We start from the raw sequence: 15630 nt of genomic DNA on the forward strand, positions 1-15630 counted from the left end.
GTATGATGCCTTCCTATTTTTTCGCGCATGGCGCCCCATCGATCGTGCTTGAGGATAACGAATATACACAACTGCTTAAAAACTTTAAGGATTATACACCTAGACCGAAAGCAATCGTCCTCTTTAGCGCTCACTGGGAAGAGACGGTACAGACGGTTAGCGCTGCTGAAACGTATGAAACCATTTATGATTTTGGCGGGTTTCAGGATGAGCTTTACACGATGACCTACCCGGCCAAGAGCGATCGTGCTCTAAGCGAGCATGTTCGAGCGCTGTTTGAACAGCAAGGCATTCAGAGCGTTCTGAATGAGAGTAGAGGACTTGACCATGGGGCTTGGGCGGTTTTGAAGCTGCTTTATCCGGAGGCGGATATCCCGGTTGTCGCTTTATCTGTGAATCGTCATCTGAGTAACGAGCAGCAGTATCAAATTGGTAAAGCGTTGTCGGAACTTAGGGAACAGGATGTTCTCATTATCGGAAGCGGAGGAACCGTCCACAATTTAAGAAGATTAAAGTGGCAGTCTGAAGGAAACGACGATTGGGCTGAGCAGTTCGACAACTGGCTCCAGAATAAGATTGAGTCATGGGATACAGAGGCGCTATTTCAATATCATGAACTGGCTCCTAATGCTCAAGAAGCCGTACCAACGAGTGAACACTTCATTCCGCTGTTTCTAGCAATGGGATCCGGTGACTCCAATCGTCAGGCGAAACTTCTTCACCGCAGCTATCAATATGGGAATCTAAGTTTAAGCTGCTGGCAATTTAATTAATGATGTTAAGTGAAAGAGGGCGGATCGGATGAAATCCGCAGTTAAAGCGGCAATGGAGAGGACAATCATATTCTCCATTGCCGCGGTTTATATTGTACAGCAGCTGACAGAGTTGGAGATGCTTACTCCTGTACTGGGATGCCTTGTCTTTTTGGCAATCGCCCTTTTGTTGCCGAATCTTAAGGGGTTAACCTTCTGGCTGACAGTGTCCTTTATAGTTAGCGGGACAGTCCTCATGTTGCTGCAAAGAGTGGAGGCGTCGGTTTGGTTTGCGTCGGCGGGAATAAACGTGACGATCGTTACGCTTTTCCTATTCGCGCCGCTGTTTGGGATTCCGGTCCGGCTTCCCGAATACGTCGAAGCCCTGAAGCGTTTCTACGAAGAAAACTTTCGCAGCAAAGCAGCTTTATTCATTGGAACGCAGTTTCTTACACAAATCATGGGTGTGTTTATCAACGTCGGCTCGATCCCTGTCGTATATCAAATGGTTTTTGTAAAGCCGCAACCTGGTATGTCCCGGCTGCTTGCCAATGCGCTAAACCGGGGATTTGCGGGGGCGATTCTATGGTCGCCCTATTTCGCTGCGATGACGCTTGTCACATCGGCGCTTGATTTACCTTGGTCGTCCGTTCTTCCTTATTTGCTTGGATTGGCTGTCTTAAGCCTTGTCATAAGCTTGGCGGTCGATTTCCGAGAACTGCAGGAGGCAGCTACGGAGCCGCCTCAACAGGAGCTGGCTGCGAAGCAAGGGGGTGCGGTTTTCCCGATAGGGCTTGGCCTATATTTAATAACCGCAATAATCGCCATATTCATATTGGAGCGATTGGTCGAGCTTCCGATGGTGATGTTAATTTGTATGGCGGCTGTATTGTTTCCGTTATTTTGGTGCATGACTAAGGGGGCGATGTCCGTATACAGACATGGTTTGATGAATCATGTTACCGTCACGCTACCCGCCTTACAGAAGGAAATCACACTGTTCTTGGCTGCCGGCTTCTTCAGTGGTTCAATTGGCGCAACCAGGTTCGGATCCTCGGTTCCGGCAATGCTGGAGCAAATACCGCTGTCGGTATCCTTAACATTCTCGCTATTCACGGTGGCTCTCATTGCGGGAACATCGTTAATCGGCCTTCATCCGATCGTGCCGGTAACTATTCTTGCTGGCGGCATTGATCCGGCGAGCGTGCAGATCAGTTCGATGTATTTCGCAGTACTGCTGTTGGGAAGCTGGAGCTTGTCCAATCCTATATCACCAGCATCGGCCGTGAACAATTTGCTTGCGGGTCTGTTTAAGAAGCCAGTGTTTGAGGTGGCCGTGCCGAATTACAAATTCGCTGGCTGTATGGCGATAGTTCTGATCATTTATTTGATGATTGTTGTGTCGTGAAATTATGTACATTGGATTTCCTTTAAGTGAGCACAGTTTACCCTCTACTTGGCTTTCAGGCCTGGTAAAGGGTATTTTGTTTTTGGTCTATATATTTCACGAATGGAAAGTTCTTGTCAACCTAATCTAGTGATGGTTAACTGGGGTTCTGTCTATTAAACTCTGGTGATTCGAGGGAATATTTGGTAACATTAATTCCCAAATGTAAAATCCAACAGATTTACTCTTCATAAAACAAGAAGGTAGCCAGTCCAGATGGACTGGTTGCCTTTTTTCAAGTAAAGGGCAGATTAGTATGGAAAAGCCTGCAGGAATTTTTGTTGTAAATACAACAAAAATAAAGTACTATTTTTTTAATACGTTTGAAAAATACAAAATTAGTGGAGTTGCATTTATGAAGGAAATTCTACGTGAGGTTGGAATGATTGCTAGGGCATTGGATTCTATTAGTAATATAGAATTTAAAAAATATGACCTTACAAAAGGACAGTACTTGTATCTCGTGCGAATATGTGAAAATCCAGGAATTATTCAAGAGAAGTTAGCTGAAATGATAAAGGTAGACCGAACAACAGCTGCTCGTGCTATAAAGAAACTGGAGATTAATGGATTTATTGAAAAGAATGATGATCAATATAACCTGAAAATTAAAAAACTATTTCCTACAGAGAAAGGGAAATCTGTTTACCCTTTGATAAAAAGGGAAAATGATTATTCCAATATGGTCGCACTATCTGGGTTCTCCGAAAGTGAAGTAGAAACGATTTGTAACCTGCTGCAAAGAGTCAGAAAAAATGTAGTAAAAGACTGGGAGTTTGTAAAAAAAGGAAACAAGAGAAATTACTGATTTAGTAAAGGAGACAAATAAAATGACAGTAAATATAAAGAAATGTACATTTGGAGATCTAGGATTACTTCAGGAAATTAGTATTGAAACATTTATTGAGACATTTAAGAATCAAAATTCACCAGAAAATATGAAAAACTACTTGGAAAAAGCATTTAATTTAAACCAATTAGAAAAAGAATTATCAAATATCTCTTCCGAATTTTATTTTGTTTATTCTAATGAAGAAATTGCCGGGTATTTAAAGGTAAACACCAATGATGCTCAAACTGAAAAAATGGGCAATGATTCGCTTGAAATCGAAAGAATTTATATAAGGAAAAAACATCATAAACAGGGGCTTGGGAAATATCTAATAAATATAGCTATAGAAAAAGCGATGGAATGGAAAAAAGAGAAAATCTGGCTAGGGGTTTGGGAGAAAAATGAGAGCGCAATTACCTTTTATAAAAAAATGGACTTTGTGCAAAAAGGAGCCCACTCTTTCTATATGGGTGATGAAGAACAAATAGATTTAATTATGATCAAAACACTCAAGGAGTGCTATTGAAGTTTAATTACTTCATAGCACTCCATTTTTTTGTATAATTTAATCCAATATTTCTGGGTGGGACCATTGGGTGGGCGTAAGCTTACCAGCGCTAGAGCCAGCATCGACTGTGATTGCGGAACCACTTATGTAACGAGCTAAATCTGAGGCTAAAAATAGTGCTAAGTGTGCAACCTCCTTGGGATCGCCTAGTCTTCCATTCGGGGATAGCAATTTTGCATATTGTTGAATAACTTCTTCAGGAGCATTTCCCCAAATTGAAGTCTTGATAGTCCCCGGACAAATTGCATTGACGGTAATGTTGTATGGAGCATAATCGAGTGCCGCACTCTTCGTAAGACCTACAACGCCATGCTTGGCTGAAGTATAAATAGCCATAGAACTATTGCCTAACAAGCCAGCTAAAGATGCAACATTGATCACGAATCCTCCAGATGCTTTCGACTTGAGAATCGCTTCAATGCCAAACTTCATACCAAGAAATACACCTTTTAGGTCAATGGATGTTAACTTATCAAATTCAGATGTTGAATATTCATGAGTTGGCCTACTCTCGGCGCTAATACCGGCATTATTTACAATACCGTCTAAACGGCCATAAGTTTCAATAGCAAAGTCGACCATACCATTAACATCTTCCTCTTTGCTGACATCCGTTTGAAAGAAAGACGCTTCTCCACCTGTAGATTTAATTTCTTCAATGACCCTATAACCCTTTTCGGCATTAATATCCGATACAACGACCTTCATCCCATTTTCTGCATAGCACATGGCTATTGCCTTACCGAGACCATCTGAAGCTCCGGTAACAATTGCGACTTTGTTTTGTACACTAGTGAAGTCTGTCATGAATAAAATCCTCCTATTGATCGAGTAGATACGGTAATTCGAACTTGGCAGTATGACTTGCAGTACTACTAACCTTAAGTCAAATGATGTTTCTTCACTAACGTTTTGACGACTTCATTGTGGTAATTAAACGACTCTTTTGCGTTTGTAGAAAGTCGTCAAAACGTCAGAGAAGAGTCGTTAGATTGTTAGTTGTGGCTATAAGATCCTTATAAAATGAGGATGCAGCAATTAACCGAAGTTAAGGAGGAGTAGGCATGGCACATTTTCCAGAAGGCTTTTTATGGGGGGCATCCACTGCAGCACATCAGGTAGAAGGCAATAATACGAATTCTGATTTTTGGCTGATGGAAAACTTGGAGGGCTCGGTGTTCAAGGAACCCTCAGGCAGCGCGGTAGATCACTATAACCGTTTTAAGAGTGATATTACTGAAATGGCTAATTTGGGATTGAATTCCTATAGATTCTCCATTGAATGGGCTCGAATCGAGCCAGAGGAGGGGCAATTCGAAGCGTCAGAAATTGAACATTATCGGGAAGTTTTACTTGCGTGCAAAGCAAATAAGATAACTCCGATTGTGACACTCCATCATTTCAGCTCACCACAATGGCTCATTCGGCTAGGGGGTTGGGAGTCGGCGGATACGCCTGCCCGATTTGCACGATATTGTACACATGTCATGCGTGAATTAGGCGAGTTGATCCCATATGTATGTACAATTAATGAGGCGAATATCTCCATTGGGATTAAGAAGATTATGAAGCGATACGCACTCAAATCTGGTTCTCCTGGTGCACAAGTCGGCATGAATATGGAGAACATGGCGGCACAGATGCAAAAATACTTCATGGGGTTAAGTAAAGCATTTGGAGTGGCTCCTACCGAAGTTCACTCGTTTTTAGCTCCACGTTCGGAGGAAGGCTTGGCAGTTATCTTTCAAGCGCATGTGGAAGCGCGAGCAGCCATTCGGCTGGTTAGTCCGCAAACCAAAGTAGGAGTTACCTTGTCGCTCTACGATATCCAAAGTATTCCTGGCGGTGAAGAAAACGCGAGACATGCATGGCAAGAGGAGTTTGTTCAATTTGTTCCATACTTGCATGATGATGACTTTTTCGGGTTACAAAACTATACGCGTGCCGTGTATGGACCAGATGGTCTTCTCCCCGTGCCTGAAGATGCAGAGACAACACAAATGGGGAACGAATTTTACCCAGAGGCACTTGGGGCCGTTGTCAGATATGTTAGCTCGCATCTTAAAATGCCAATTATGATTACTGAAAATGGCATAGCAACGGATGATGATACACGTCGTGTTGCTTTCATCGATCAAGCCCTGAAAGGTGTCCAAGATTGTATTGCAGACGGATATCAGGTTTTGGGCTATATGCATTGGTCCTTGATGGATAATTTTGAGTGGCAGCTTGGGTTCGCTAAGCGCTTTGGACTTATTGCTGTAGATCGTTCTACACAGGAACGTACTGTTAAATCTAGCGGTGTTCATCTAGGTCATATTGCTAAAGAAAATGCAATTTAATGAGAGGAGACAGGTATGAAACTACAAAATAAAGTAGCGATTGTAACAGGAGCAGCCTCAGGTGTTGGCAAAGCGATTGCAGAACTATATGCGGAGGAAGGCGCCAAGGTCGTGGTAGCGGATATGAATGAAGAAGCCACCTTAGCAGTTGTTAACGCGATTAACCAAAATGGCGGTACAGCTATAGGCGTTGTCGCTAATGTCATGAAGGAAGAAGACATCCAGGCTATGGTGGAAAGGGCTGCCGAAGCATTTGGAAGAGTCGACATCCTCGTTAACAATGCAGGAATCATGGACGGCTTCAGATTAATTGAAACGATCGAGGACGATTTATGGGACAGGGTTATAGGGATTAATCTGACAGGTCCAATGCGCGCCATTCGCAAAGCGCTTCCGTTCATGTTGAAACAGGGGGAGGGGGCAATAGTAAATATTGCTTCCGCCGCTGGGATAACTGGCGGTAAGGGAGGCGTAGCTTATACCTCTTCCAAGCATGGTCTAGTAGGACTCACCAAAAACGTTGGATACATGTACGCGAAATCCGGCATTCGCTGTAACGCTATTGCACCAGGCGGTGTTCTAACCAGTATCATGGATTCCATGGGCAATATCGACATGGCAGCTTTACAGGAGTTCCAAAATGGAGCGGGCACGCAACGGCGCGAACCAGTGAACCCGAGTGAAATTGCTACCGTTGCTCTTTTCCTTGCATCTGAGGATTCAAAGTTTGTGAATGGGACTGTCATCGCAGCTGATGGTGGTTGGACGTCGTATTAAAGCAAATGAAGGGCTGAACGGGCTTTTCCCCGATCGGTCCTTTTTTATTTCGAAGAAGAGAAAGTCGTTAAAACGTTACTATGATGTCGTTAGATTGTTAGATGGACGAAAGCATATCCCTTAAAATCAAAGTAAGACATTATAGAATATACGGAAAGGAAGGGTTTCTAAGATGGAAAAAGCATCGGCAACTGTACCACGGGTGGGTATCCAGTACAAGAAGAAAGAGAATAGGTTTCGTAAATATTTGCCACTTCTAATCATGATGGCCCCTGGACTCCTGTACCTGTTGTTTAATAATTATCTCCCGATGCTCGGGATCGTCATTGCCTTCAAAAAAATAAATTTTGCTAAAGGCATTTTAGAAAGTGACTGGATTGGATTGAAAAACTTTGAGTATCTCTTTAAGACATCGGACGCTTATATTATTACCCGAAATACCATTCTTTACAATTTATTGTTTATTGTTGTTGGAACCTTCTTGTCCTTAGCCTGTGCGATTTTGTTAAACGAGATTAAAAACAAAGTATTGCTTAAGTTTTATCAAAGTGTGATCACTTTACCGCATCTGATTTCCATGGTCATCGTCAGCTATTTGGTATATGCCCTCTTAAGTGCAGATACGGGATTCATGAATCACACTGTACTTCCTTGGTTTGGTATAAAGGATGGCGTTTCTTGGTACACAGAGGAAAAGTATTGGCCTTGGATTCTAACGATGGTTCATTTTTGGAAAAGTGTTGGCTATTCGAGCATTGTTTTCTTTGCGGCATTGCTGGGAATTGATGAAGAGTACTATGAAGCTGCTAGGCTCGATGGTGCAAGCCGATTGCAGCAGATCCGCCATATTACCTTGCCGATTCTAACACCAGTTATCATCATGCTGACGCTGCTCAGTATCGGAAGAATTTTCTACTCTGATTTCGGTTTATTTTACCAGGTTCCAATGAATTCTGGTGCATTATTTAATACAACAGCCACGATAGATACGTATGTATTTAAAGGATTAACGGGCAATGGGGATATTGGCTTGTCCACAGCGGCAGGAGTGTATCAATCTCTCGTTGGATTTTTACTTGTTATGCTTGCAAACTATATGGTGCGACTATACAGCAAAGATAGCGCATTGTTCTAAGGAGGTAGACGCCGATGAAAAAAGAGAGTAGAGGATTGACATGGTTCAGCCATATCACGATGTTTTTGTTCACCGTCATTTGTATTCTCCCGTTCATACTGCTAATTTCTGCTTCGCTAACGGATCAGAATGATATTATCGCATATGGTTATTCGTTCGTCCCACATACGTTTAGTACGGCTGCGTATGTGTATTTATACGAAAGAGGGGGAGAGATCGCCAGGGCTTACGGAGTGACAATCTTCGTTACGGTAGTCGGGACAGTTTTAGGTGTATCCATGACGGCTCTTTTGGCTTATCCTTTATCCAGAAGTGTTACGCCATATCGCAATTTGATTATGTTTATCGTCTTCTTTACCATGTTGTTTCATGGAGGACTGGTTCCCTCCTACTTGGTTTATACACAGATCTTCCATATTAAAAATACGATCTGGGCACTAATTGTACCGGGGCTCCTGATGAACGGATTTTACGTGATGTTGATGAGAACCTTCTTCCAGACGACGATTCCTAGTGCTTTGATCGAATCTGCACAAATAGACGGAGCCGGTGAATATAGGACTTTATGGTCCATCGTGCTTCCGCTCTCGGGCCCTATATTAGCAACGATCGGGCTCTTCGAATGTATCATGTACTGGAATGATTGGCAGCTAGGTATGATCTACATTACCAATCCTAATCTGTACAGTGTACAAAATCTGCTTAATCGAATCATGCAGGATATTCAATTCATAAGCACGAATATGACGAATAATGCAAGTGATGCTATGCAACAAATGCCTACAGATGCTGTAAAAATGGCCATAGCAGTCATTGGGGTCCTCCCTATCCTGGTGGCGTACCCATTCTTCCAAAAATACTTTATCAAAGGAATTATGATTGGTGCTGTAAAAGGATAAGGTGCCGGTTGGATTCTCTTATATGCTCAACGCCACAACTGACTTATTATGGTTGTGGCGTTGCCAGTTCTTATAAGAGTATGATAGATCTGAAATTTAAATTTGAGTAACAAAAGGAGCCGAAACGACATGAAAACACCCGCATGGTACTGGAGACGAGCGTCATTGAGAGTCAAGTTAATCGTCAGCGTGTTCATTATGACGATGCCGCTGGTGGGGATGCTCTTATACAACAACTACTATGCTATTCATGTCGTAAGGGGTCAGGTTGCGGATTCTTATAAGAATACGTTGAATCTGTATACGGATCAGAGTGATTCTCAATTAGACGACATCGATTCGTATATACGTACGGTTGCCGGCACAGGATACGATTTGTTATCGCTTAGCCAGGAGGCAGCTGATGGGGAGTATTACAGTGCTAAAATATATTTGTTTAACAAGTTAAGTAAGGATATTAACTTGTACGATCCGATTAGTTCTTTTTTTGCCTATACGGATCATCGGCAAGATTTCTTAACTATTTCTAAGAAGAATGCTTCAGACATTAAGGGAAATGACATTATTGAAAAATATCTGATTGAATATATTCATTCTGATTTATTTTTGAAGGGTAGTTCCTCTAAAGTTTGGAAATATGTGCAAATTAACCAAGTTAATTACCTTGTTGATATTGTGCGTGCTGGTGACACCTACCTGGGCGCTTTGATTAATACGGAGGAATTGGTAAATCCCCTTCGTTCGCTTCAAATTGGAGAAGAGGGAGAGGTTTTATTAGCCAATACACAAGGCGAACCTATTTCCAATTCAAAACTAGTAAGTGAATATGGGATTGAACTTCAACAGAAAGTAAATGAATATTATATTTCAGGCACGAAAAAGAAATTTCTTGTAGTGGGTGCTCTGTCTAATCGAGGAGATTTTAGTTTAAATGTATTAATACCCGATCATTATATATTAGCTAAGCTTCCCTATCTGCAGTCCATTGTTTGGTTTATCACGATCGCTGCATTTCTCTTTATCCCAATAGGCCTATATGCTATGAGGCAATCTGTTCTGGTGCCACTTTATCGATTACTACGCACAATGAAAAAAGTTCGAGAAGGAGATTGGAGCAGTAGGGTAGAGCTTAGCAATACTTCGGGAGAATTTCAACTGATGGGTGGGGCGTTTAATGCCATGATGTCAGAGGTTGAACGGCTCCGAATTAACGTCTATGAGGAGCAGTTGAATAAGCAAAAGGAGGAATTACAGAGGCTACAACTGCAAGTCAATCCTCATTTCTTCTTAAATACACTCAATATTATCTATAATCTGGCTAAGATTAAGAATTATGATTTGATCTTGGATATGACCATGTCTTTAATCGAATATTTCCGATTTATGTTCCGGAGCAATACGTCTTTCGTACCGCTTAAAGACGAGCTTGAACATACTCGTAATTATTTAAAGATCCAGAACTTGCGTTTTCCTGAAAAATTGAAATGGACGATCCACTCACCGGATTACTTATTAGATGTCCCGATCCCTCCACTCGTCATTCAATCCTTTGTCGAGAATTCAATTAAGCATGCCGTTACGTTGGATGAACCGCTCATTATTGAGGTTCAGATTGAATTTCTGATTGAAGAGCATGGCTCCAGAATGAAAATAAGCATAAGAGATACAGGACCAGGATTTAAGAAAGACATACTTGAAAAACTGCAGGCAGGCAGAAGTGTGGAAAATGAACGTGGTGAGCATACTGGGATTTGGAATGTGGAACGGCGATTACGACTTTTGTACGGTGAAGTCGCATCTATCGTATATGATAACGATCTTCATACCTTTGGAGCTAAAATAGAAATTATTGTCCCTACAAACCCAGGATTGGAGGAAACGAGATGAATTATCATCTGCTCATTGTAGACGACGAAGTTCTGGCTATTGAAGGGGTAAAATCCGACCTTGATCTGAATAAATTAGGCATCAGCAGACTGCATACAGCCATTAATGTCAGACAAGCCAAAGACTTATTCGTAAGGGAAAGAATCGACATTTTGTTGTGTGATATCGAGATGCCCCAAGGCAGCGGTTTTGATTTGCTGACTTGGGTGAGAGAGCATCATCCGAATACAGCAACGATCTTCTTTACAAGTCATGCTGATTTTAAGTACGCGAAAGAAGCACTTCAACTGGGTAGTGTTGATTATTTACTTAAGCCTGTCCGTGCAGCTGACTTGGAAAATGCCATTCGAAAGGCGCAGGACATCATAAATCGAAACAGTGAGTTCAATAGAAACAGTCAATCCCATCAACTATGGCTCAAGCACCATTCCTTTATTATTGAAAGGTTCTGGGTGGACTTGATCAACCATTCAATACCTAGCCAGCCCTCCGCGATACGAGATCAAGTGGAATTGCATCACATTCCTATAACGGAAGATTCGGTCTTTCTTCCCATTCTCATTTCGGTCCAAAAGTGGAGAAAAGAGTTAAATCGAAGAGACGAGAAGATTCTAGCATATGCCCTTAAAAATTCAGCCGAAGAAATCATAATTGGTGAAGGTTCAAATGGAATATGTTTTCATTTGGATCGGGGAATGCTCTTGTTGATTATGGTCGCAAATAGGGGGACGAATTGGGAATACGAACATCTATATCGAGCTTGTGAACAGTATATCTATTCGTGTAACGAATATTTTTATAGTGATCTCTCTTGTTATTTTGGACACGCCGTAGAAGCTTATGAAATGGCCGAAATGGTAGCAGAGTTAAGGAGACAAGATCGGAATAATGTTGCATTCGTAAACCAAGTCTATCTTCAGCCTGATAAAGGCACTTCTATGCCTCAAGCAAAGCTGCCAGCACTCAGCATAGTTGCCTCACTTATGAAAACAGCGACGAAGGATGCTGTCGTTCATGAAGTGGAAACGCTTTTGGACAGTCTTGTCAAAAACCAAGGAATGAATGCTGATATTTTACACCAATTCAATCAAAATTTTACCCAAGTTGTATACTCCTTTCTGAACTTGAAAGGGATTGAAGCCAATCAATTATTTGGTGATGAAGAATCAAGACATATCTCGGAATCGGCGGTGCGGTCCATCATGGATATGCTCATCTGGGCTCGTCATGCTGTTAACAAGGCGATGATCCATGCAGAAGCGATTAAAGAGACAGAGAAAATAGTTCAGATCGTTAAAACATATATCTCACATAACCTGGATCAAGATATGACACGTGAAATGATTGCAGACCAAGTCTTTCTACATCCCGATTATTTAACTAGAATTTTCAAAAAAGAGACGGGTTACGTTTTATCGGATTATATTGTGATTGAAAAAGTCAAAGTGGCCAAAGAGTTATTGTCACATACAGAGCGCCCTGTAAGCTTAATTGCATCGACTTTGGGATACACGAATTTTTCCTATTTTACAAAACTATTTAAAAAACACGTTGGCTTAGGGCCAATGGAGTATCGAAGTCAAAATAACAAAGATCAATAAGTCGTGAAAACGCTATTATGATGTCGGTAGAGTGTTAGTCGCCCACTTCATTGAAGGATATGATGAAGGTGTAAATGATTGATACTTTGGGGGGGGGATACGAGATGAAAAGGAAATTAAAGTTGGCGACATTATCGCTTGTCACAGTTATGTTAACGGGAGCAATTACTGGATGTTCATCTTCGAAAACTGATGGAAATAGTGGTGCAACTGCAACTCCAACTTCTAGCACAACTCTGAGTAGTGCGACGAAAGATCCTTATGAGATCGCAATTGCCATGCCGGCGTTCGGAGCAGTTCCGAAGGATACGCAAGCCGTGCAAGATGAAATAAGCAAAATTACAAAGGCCAAAATTAACGCAACAGTCAAAATAATACCTATTAGTATCGGGGCTTGGGCTCAACAAAAGAATTTAATGACTTCTGGCCGTGAGAAACTGGATTTGTCCTTTGAATTTGGTGCAGGGTACAGCTCAAGTGTGGCGACTGGAAACTTTGTCGCGATCGACAATCTATTGGATAAGTATGGCGACGGAATAAAAAAACAGATCGATCCTGCCTTTCTGTCTAGCGTTAAAATTGATGGGAAGACCTATGGCGTGCCTGTCTATAAGGATTACACGACAGGAGTTCCTGGAGTACTTATGCGGAAAGATTTAGTGGAAAAGTACAAAATTAATGTAGCATCTATTAAGACGATTGATGACTTGGATCAAGTGTATAAGACGATTAAGGAAAATGAGCCAACTATCGCTCCACTCGGAGCAGGATTATCCATGCCGTCAGATGTTTATGTCTGGTATGATAAACTGGGGGATCGCTTAGGTGTATTGCCTGAGTATGACAATGGTTTGAAAGTCGTGAATTTGTTCGAGACCAAAGAGTATGAAAATTATTTGAATAAGGTTCATAGTTGGGCTAAGGCAGGCTATATCAATAAGGATGCTGCTACAACCCAAGCTAACGCCTCAGATTTGTTGAAGGCTGACAAGGCATTTTCTTATTTCATCGGCCTTAGACCGGGCAACTTGGAGTCGGAAATCCGAGCGAACGGCAAAGAGCTCGTGTATGCGCCCTTGATGTCTAATATTTATTCGACTACGTCCAATACGCAAGGTGGTTTGTGGACCATTTCCGTAAATTCTACTAATCCTGAACGTGTCATGATGCTTATGAATTTGATGTACACAGATAAGGAACTTGCAAATTTGTTTATTTATGGAATCGAAGGGAAGCACTATGTGAAGGCGTCGGAGAATTCAATCGATTACCCTGCAGGTATTGATTCCAAGACAGTTGGATATTCGATTCAAAGTTGGATTTACGCTAATCCATCCATCGCCTATCTAATGAAGTCAGACTTACAGGACATGTGGAAATTGACTGCAGAAGCTAATCAAAAAGCTATCAAGTCTAAAGCACTTGGATTTACATTCAATTCGGAACCTGTTAAAAATGAGGTTATTGCTCTTAAAAATGTAACAGATCAGTATGCAAAAGGTTTAGAGTCAGGAACACTCGATCCGGCCGATAAATTGCCTGACTTCAGAGCTAAACTGAAAGCCGCGGGTATTGATAAAGTTATTACGGAGAAGCAAAAGCAGCTAGATGCTTGGGCGGTTGCAAACAAAAAATAAGAACGTTAAGACCAGGTTTCCATTTTAATGGGCCTGGTTTTTATTTGCCCTTCATACTTAAAAGGAAGTCGGTAAAACGTTATGGATGTGTCGTGAGAGTGTTAGTGCCATATTTAGATTGACATTAAGATGTTAGTAGAGCGTTAAACAAAGAAAGGGCGATCAAAATGGCGGAGTCAACAATTCAATATTCAAACCCAGTAATCCCCGGCTTTCATCCTGACCCAAGTGTTTGTCGGGTAGGTGCAGATTTTTATCTGGTTACAAGTTCTTTTGAATATTTTCCTGGCGTTCCGATCTTCCATAGCCGAGATCTCGTTCATTGGAAGCAAATTGGACACTGCCTTACCCGTCAAGGCCAGTTGGACCTGGAAGGCTGCAGAAGCTCAATGGGCATCTATGCGCCAACTATTCGCTTTCATAACGGCCGTTTCTATATGATTACAACGAATGTTAAAATGTTTCGCAATTTCTACGTATGGGCTGAAAGTCCTGAGGGGCCATGGTCTGAACCGATATGGCCAGAGTGGCCAAGCGTGGATCCGTCCCTATTTTTTGATGAAGATGGGCGCGTTTACATTACAGGAACCGGCGGTTTTTTCGGGGACGAGCCGAAGGGGATTTATCAAGCGGAAATCGACCTGGAGTCCGGAGAATTGTTATCCGAACGACGTCTCATCTGGCAAGGAACGGGCGCAAAATCTGCGGAAGGCCCGCATCTGTATCGGGTTAACGGGAAGTATTTTTTGATGATTGCAGAGGGAGGGACCGAATATGGTCATATGGTTACAATCGCAAGGAGCGATTCGCCATACGGACCGTTCGAAAGCAATCCTGACAATCCTATCCTGACTCACCGGAGTTCGGGAAGTTCCATCCAGGCAACGGGCCATGCGGATCTCGTCCAACTGGAGGATGGAAGCTGGTGGGCCGTTTTCCTAGGGATTCGTCCCGTATCCGTTCCGTTTAGCGGGCGGCACCACCATTTGGGGCGTGAGACTTTCCTAGCTCCGGTTACTTGGTCCACGGACGGATGGCCTGTGATCGGGGATGGCGGCAAGATTGCTGAGAAGATGGATGCCGGAACGCTTCCTCTTGTAGTCGATGAGACGCCTACGCCTGACGTTGATGATTTTAATTCCAATCAGCTGCAGCTTGAGTGGAACTTCTTAAGAAATCCGCGAGACGAGGACTGGTCACTGGAAGAAAGACCGGGTTGGTTGACACTTCGCGGTTCAGCCTTAACTTTAAATGAAGTCGGTTCTCCTGCGTTTATCGGACGGAGACAGCAGCATTTCAGGTGCAGCGTTTCTACGCTAATGTCATTCGATCCTTTACATGAAGGCGAAGAAGCTGGACTTACGGTGTATATGAATGAGAGATTCCATTATGAGATAGCACTTACTTGTGGAGCGGAAGGACGCCGCCAAGTGATCCTTCGCAGGCGAATCGGGTCGCTCTGGAAAGTAGAGCTCGAAGATGAGTTTGAAGGCTCAGACATTATCCTCGGTTTGGAAGCGGAGCCAGCTAAATACGCGTTCTATTACTCTTCCCCGAATGGGGAGCGTAAACCATTTGGGTCCGGTGAGTGCGCGCTGCTTTCGACCGAGGTAGCCGGTGGTTTTACGGGCGTGTACTTTGGGCTGTACGCAACGGGTAACGGCAAATCGTGTACGGTTCCCGCATCGTTCGATTGGTTTCAATATACCCCTACTATGTGAAATGGCATATGAATTGCGTTAAAGATCGATTC

13 protein-coding genes are annotated in these 15630 nt (G+C 42.5%); 12 read left to right on the forward strand and 1 reads right to left on the reverse strand.

Translation table 11 applies throughout. The features are described from left to right. Nucleotides 1-2: 2 nt before the first annotated feature. From ACSQ8P_RS04970 to ACSQ8P_RS04985, 4 genes are all read left to right on the forward strand, one after another. Entirely contained in the window at nt 3-773 is a 771-nt protein-coding gene (locus tag ACSQ8P_RS04970) for a DODA-type extradiol aromatic ring-opening family dioxygenase (RefSeq protein ID WP_436234164.1), read from the forward strand. Nucleotides 774-801: 28 nt separating this feature from the next. Beyond that, nucleotides 802-2160, forward strand: a complete 1359-nt coding sequence (locus tag ACSQ8P_RS04975) for a hypothetical protein (RefSeq protein ID WP_436234165.1) — start codon at nt 802-804, stop codon at nt 2158-2160. A 394-nt stretch (nt 2161-2554) separates the two neighbouring features. Beyond that, nucleotides 2555-3007, forward strand: coding sequence for a MarR family winged helix-turn-helix transcriptional regulator (locus tag ACSQ8P_RS04980; protein ID WP_436239456.1), 453 nt, complete (start codon nt 2555-2557; stop codon nt 3005-3007). Between the two features lie 22 nt (nt 3008-3029). After that, nucleotides 3030-3557 (forward strand): GNAT family N-acetyltransferase, encoded by a 528-nt coding sequence (locus ACSQ8P_RS04985; protein ID WP_436234166.1) that lies wholly within the window; start codon nt 3030-3032, stop codon nt 3555-3557. 39 nt (nt 3558-3596) lie between these two features. Here ACSQ8P_RS04985 and ACSQ8P_RS04990 read toward each other — a convergent pair whose 3' ends face one another. Then, nucleotides 3597-4406, reverse strand: coding sequence for an SDR family NAD(P)-dependent oxidoreductase (locus tag ACSQ8P_RS04990; RefSeq protein WP_436234167.1), 810 nt, complete (start codon nt 4404-4406; stop codon nt 3597-3599). 257 nt (nt 4407-4663) lie between these two features. On the opposite strand from ACSQ8P_RS04990, the gene ACSQ8P_RS04995 reads away from it, so the two are divergent. The 8 genes from ACSQ8P_RS04995 (at nt 4664) to ACSQ8P_RS05030 (ending at nt 15598) form a co-directional block, all read left to right on the forward strand. After that, nucleotides 4664-5941, forward strand: a complete 1278-nt coding sequence (locus tag ACSQ8P_RS04995) for a glycoside hydrolase family 1 protein (RefSeq protein WP_436234168.1) — start codon at nt 4664-4666, stop codon at nt 5939-5941. 15 nt (nt 5942-5956) lie between these two features. After that, entirely contained in the window at nt 5957-6718 is a 762-nt protein-coding gene (locus ACSQ8P_RS05000; RefSeq protein ID WP_436234169.1) for a glucose 1-dehydrogenase, read from the forward strand. 172 nt (nt 6719-6890) lie between these two features. Beyond that, nucleotides 6891-7853, forward strand: coding sequence for an ABC transporter permease (locus ACSQ8P_RS05005; RefSeq protein ID WP_436234170.1), 963 nt, complete (start codon nt 6891-6893; stop codon nt 7851-7853). Between the two features lie 14 nt (nt 7854-7867). Then, complete coding sequence (locus tag ACSQ8P_RS05010; protein ID WP_436234171.1) at nt 7868-8752, forward strand: carbohydrate ABC transporter permease; 885 nt, start codon at nt 7868-7870, stop codon at nt 8750-8752. Between the two features lie 129 nt (nt 8753-8881). Then, nucleotides 8882-10639 carry a sensor histidine kinase gene (locus ACSQ8P_RS05015; RefSeq protein ID WP_436234172.1) on the forward strand — a complete coding sequence of 586 codons (1758 nt, stop codon included), beginning with the start codon at nt 8882-8884 and terminating at the stop codon, nt 10637-10639. Then, nucleotides 10636-12240: a response regulator transcription factor gene (locus ACSQ8P_RS05020; RefSeq protein ID WP_436234173.1), complete on the forward strand. Its 1605-nt coding sequence runs from the start codon at nt 10636-10638 to the stop codon at nt 12238-12240. Before ACSQ8P_RS05015 ends, ACSQ8P_RS05020 begins: the two co-directional genes overlap by 4 nt. Nucleotides 12241-12344: 104 nt before the next feature. Then, a complete protein-coding gene (locus ACSQ8P_RS05025) occupies nt 12345-13877 on the forward strand; it encodes an ABC transporter substrate-binding protein (RefSeq protein ID WP_436234174.1) in 1533 nt (510 codons plus the stop codon). A gap of 167 nt (nt 13878-14044) precedes the next feature. Then, nucleotides 14045-15598, forward strand: coding sequence for a glycoside hydrolase family 43 protein (locus ACSQ8P_RS05030; protein WP_436234175.1), 1554 nt, complete (start codon nt 14045-14047; stop codon nt 15596-15598). The last annotated feature ends 32 nt before the right edge of the window (nt 15599-15630 follow it).

Source organism: Paenibacillus sp. LjRoot153 (assembly GCF_964253085.1).
In the GTDB taxonomy this organism is placed as follows: Bacteria; Bacillota; Bacilli; order Paenibacillales; family NBRC-103111; genus Paenibacillus_E.

Excerpts from the sequence above, each read along its gene's own strand:
- ACSQ8P_RS04970 (WP_436234164.1), top strand. The coding sequence starts at position 3 with ATGATGCCTTCCTATTTTTTCGCGCATGGCGCCCCATCGATCGTGCTT.
- ACSQ8P_RS04975 (WP_436234165.1), top strand. The coding sequence starts at position 802 with ATGAAATCCGCAGTTAAAGCGGCAATGGAGAGGACAATCATATTCTCC.
- ACSQ8P_RS04980 (WP_436239456.1), top strand. The coding sequence starts at position 2,555 with ATGAAGGAAATTCTACGTGAGGTTGGAATGATTGCTAGGGCATTGGAT.
- ACSQ8P_RS04985 (WP_436234166.1), top strand. The coding sequence starts at position 3,030 with ATGACAGTAAATATAAAGAAATGTACATTTGGAGATCTAGGATTACTT.
- ACSQ8P_RS04990 (WP_436234167.1), bottom strand. The coding sequence starts at position 4,406 with ATGACAGACTTCACTAGTGTACAAAACAAAGTCGCAATTGTTACCGGA.
- ACSQ8P_RS04995 (WP_436234168.1), top strand. The coding sequence starts at position 4,664 with ATGGCACATTTTCCAGAAGGCTTTTTATGGGGGGCATCCACTGCAGCA.
- ACSQ8P_RS05000 (WP_436234169.1), top strand. The coding sequence starts at position 5,957 with ATGAAACTACAAAATAAAGTAGCGATTGTAACAGGAGCAGCCTCAGGT.
- ACSQ8P_RS05005 (WP_436234170.1), top strand. The coding sequence starts at position 6,891 with ATGGAAAAAGCATCGGCAACTGTACCACGGGTGGGTATCCAGTACAAG.
- ACSQ8P_RS05010 (WP_436234171.1), top strand. The coding sequence starts at position 7,868 with ATGAAAAAAGAGAGTAGAGGATTGACATGGTTCAGCCATATCACGATG.
- ACSQ8P_RS05015 (WP_436234172.1), top strand. The coding sequence starts at position 8,882 with ATGAAAACACCCGCATGGTACTGGAGACGAGCGTCATTGAGAGTCAAG.
- ACSQ8P_RS05020 (WP_436234173.1), top strand. The coding sequence starts at position 10,636 with ATGAATTATCATCTGCTCATTGTAGACGACGAAGTTCTGGCTATTGAA.
- ACSQ8P_RS05025 (WP_436234174.1), top strand. The coding sequence starts at position 12,345 with ATGAAAAGGAAATTAAAGTTGGCGACATTATCGCTTGTCACAGTTATG.
- ACSQ8P_RS05030 (WP_436234175.1), top strand. The coding sequence starts at position 14,045 with ATGGCGGAGTCAACAATTCAATATTCAAACCCAGTAATCCCCGGCTTT.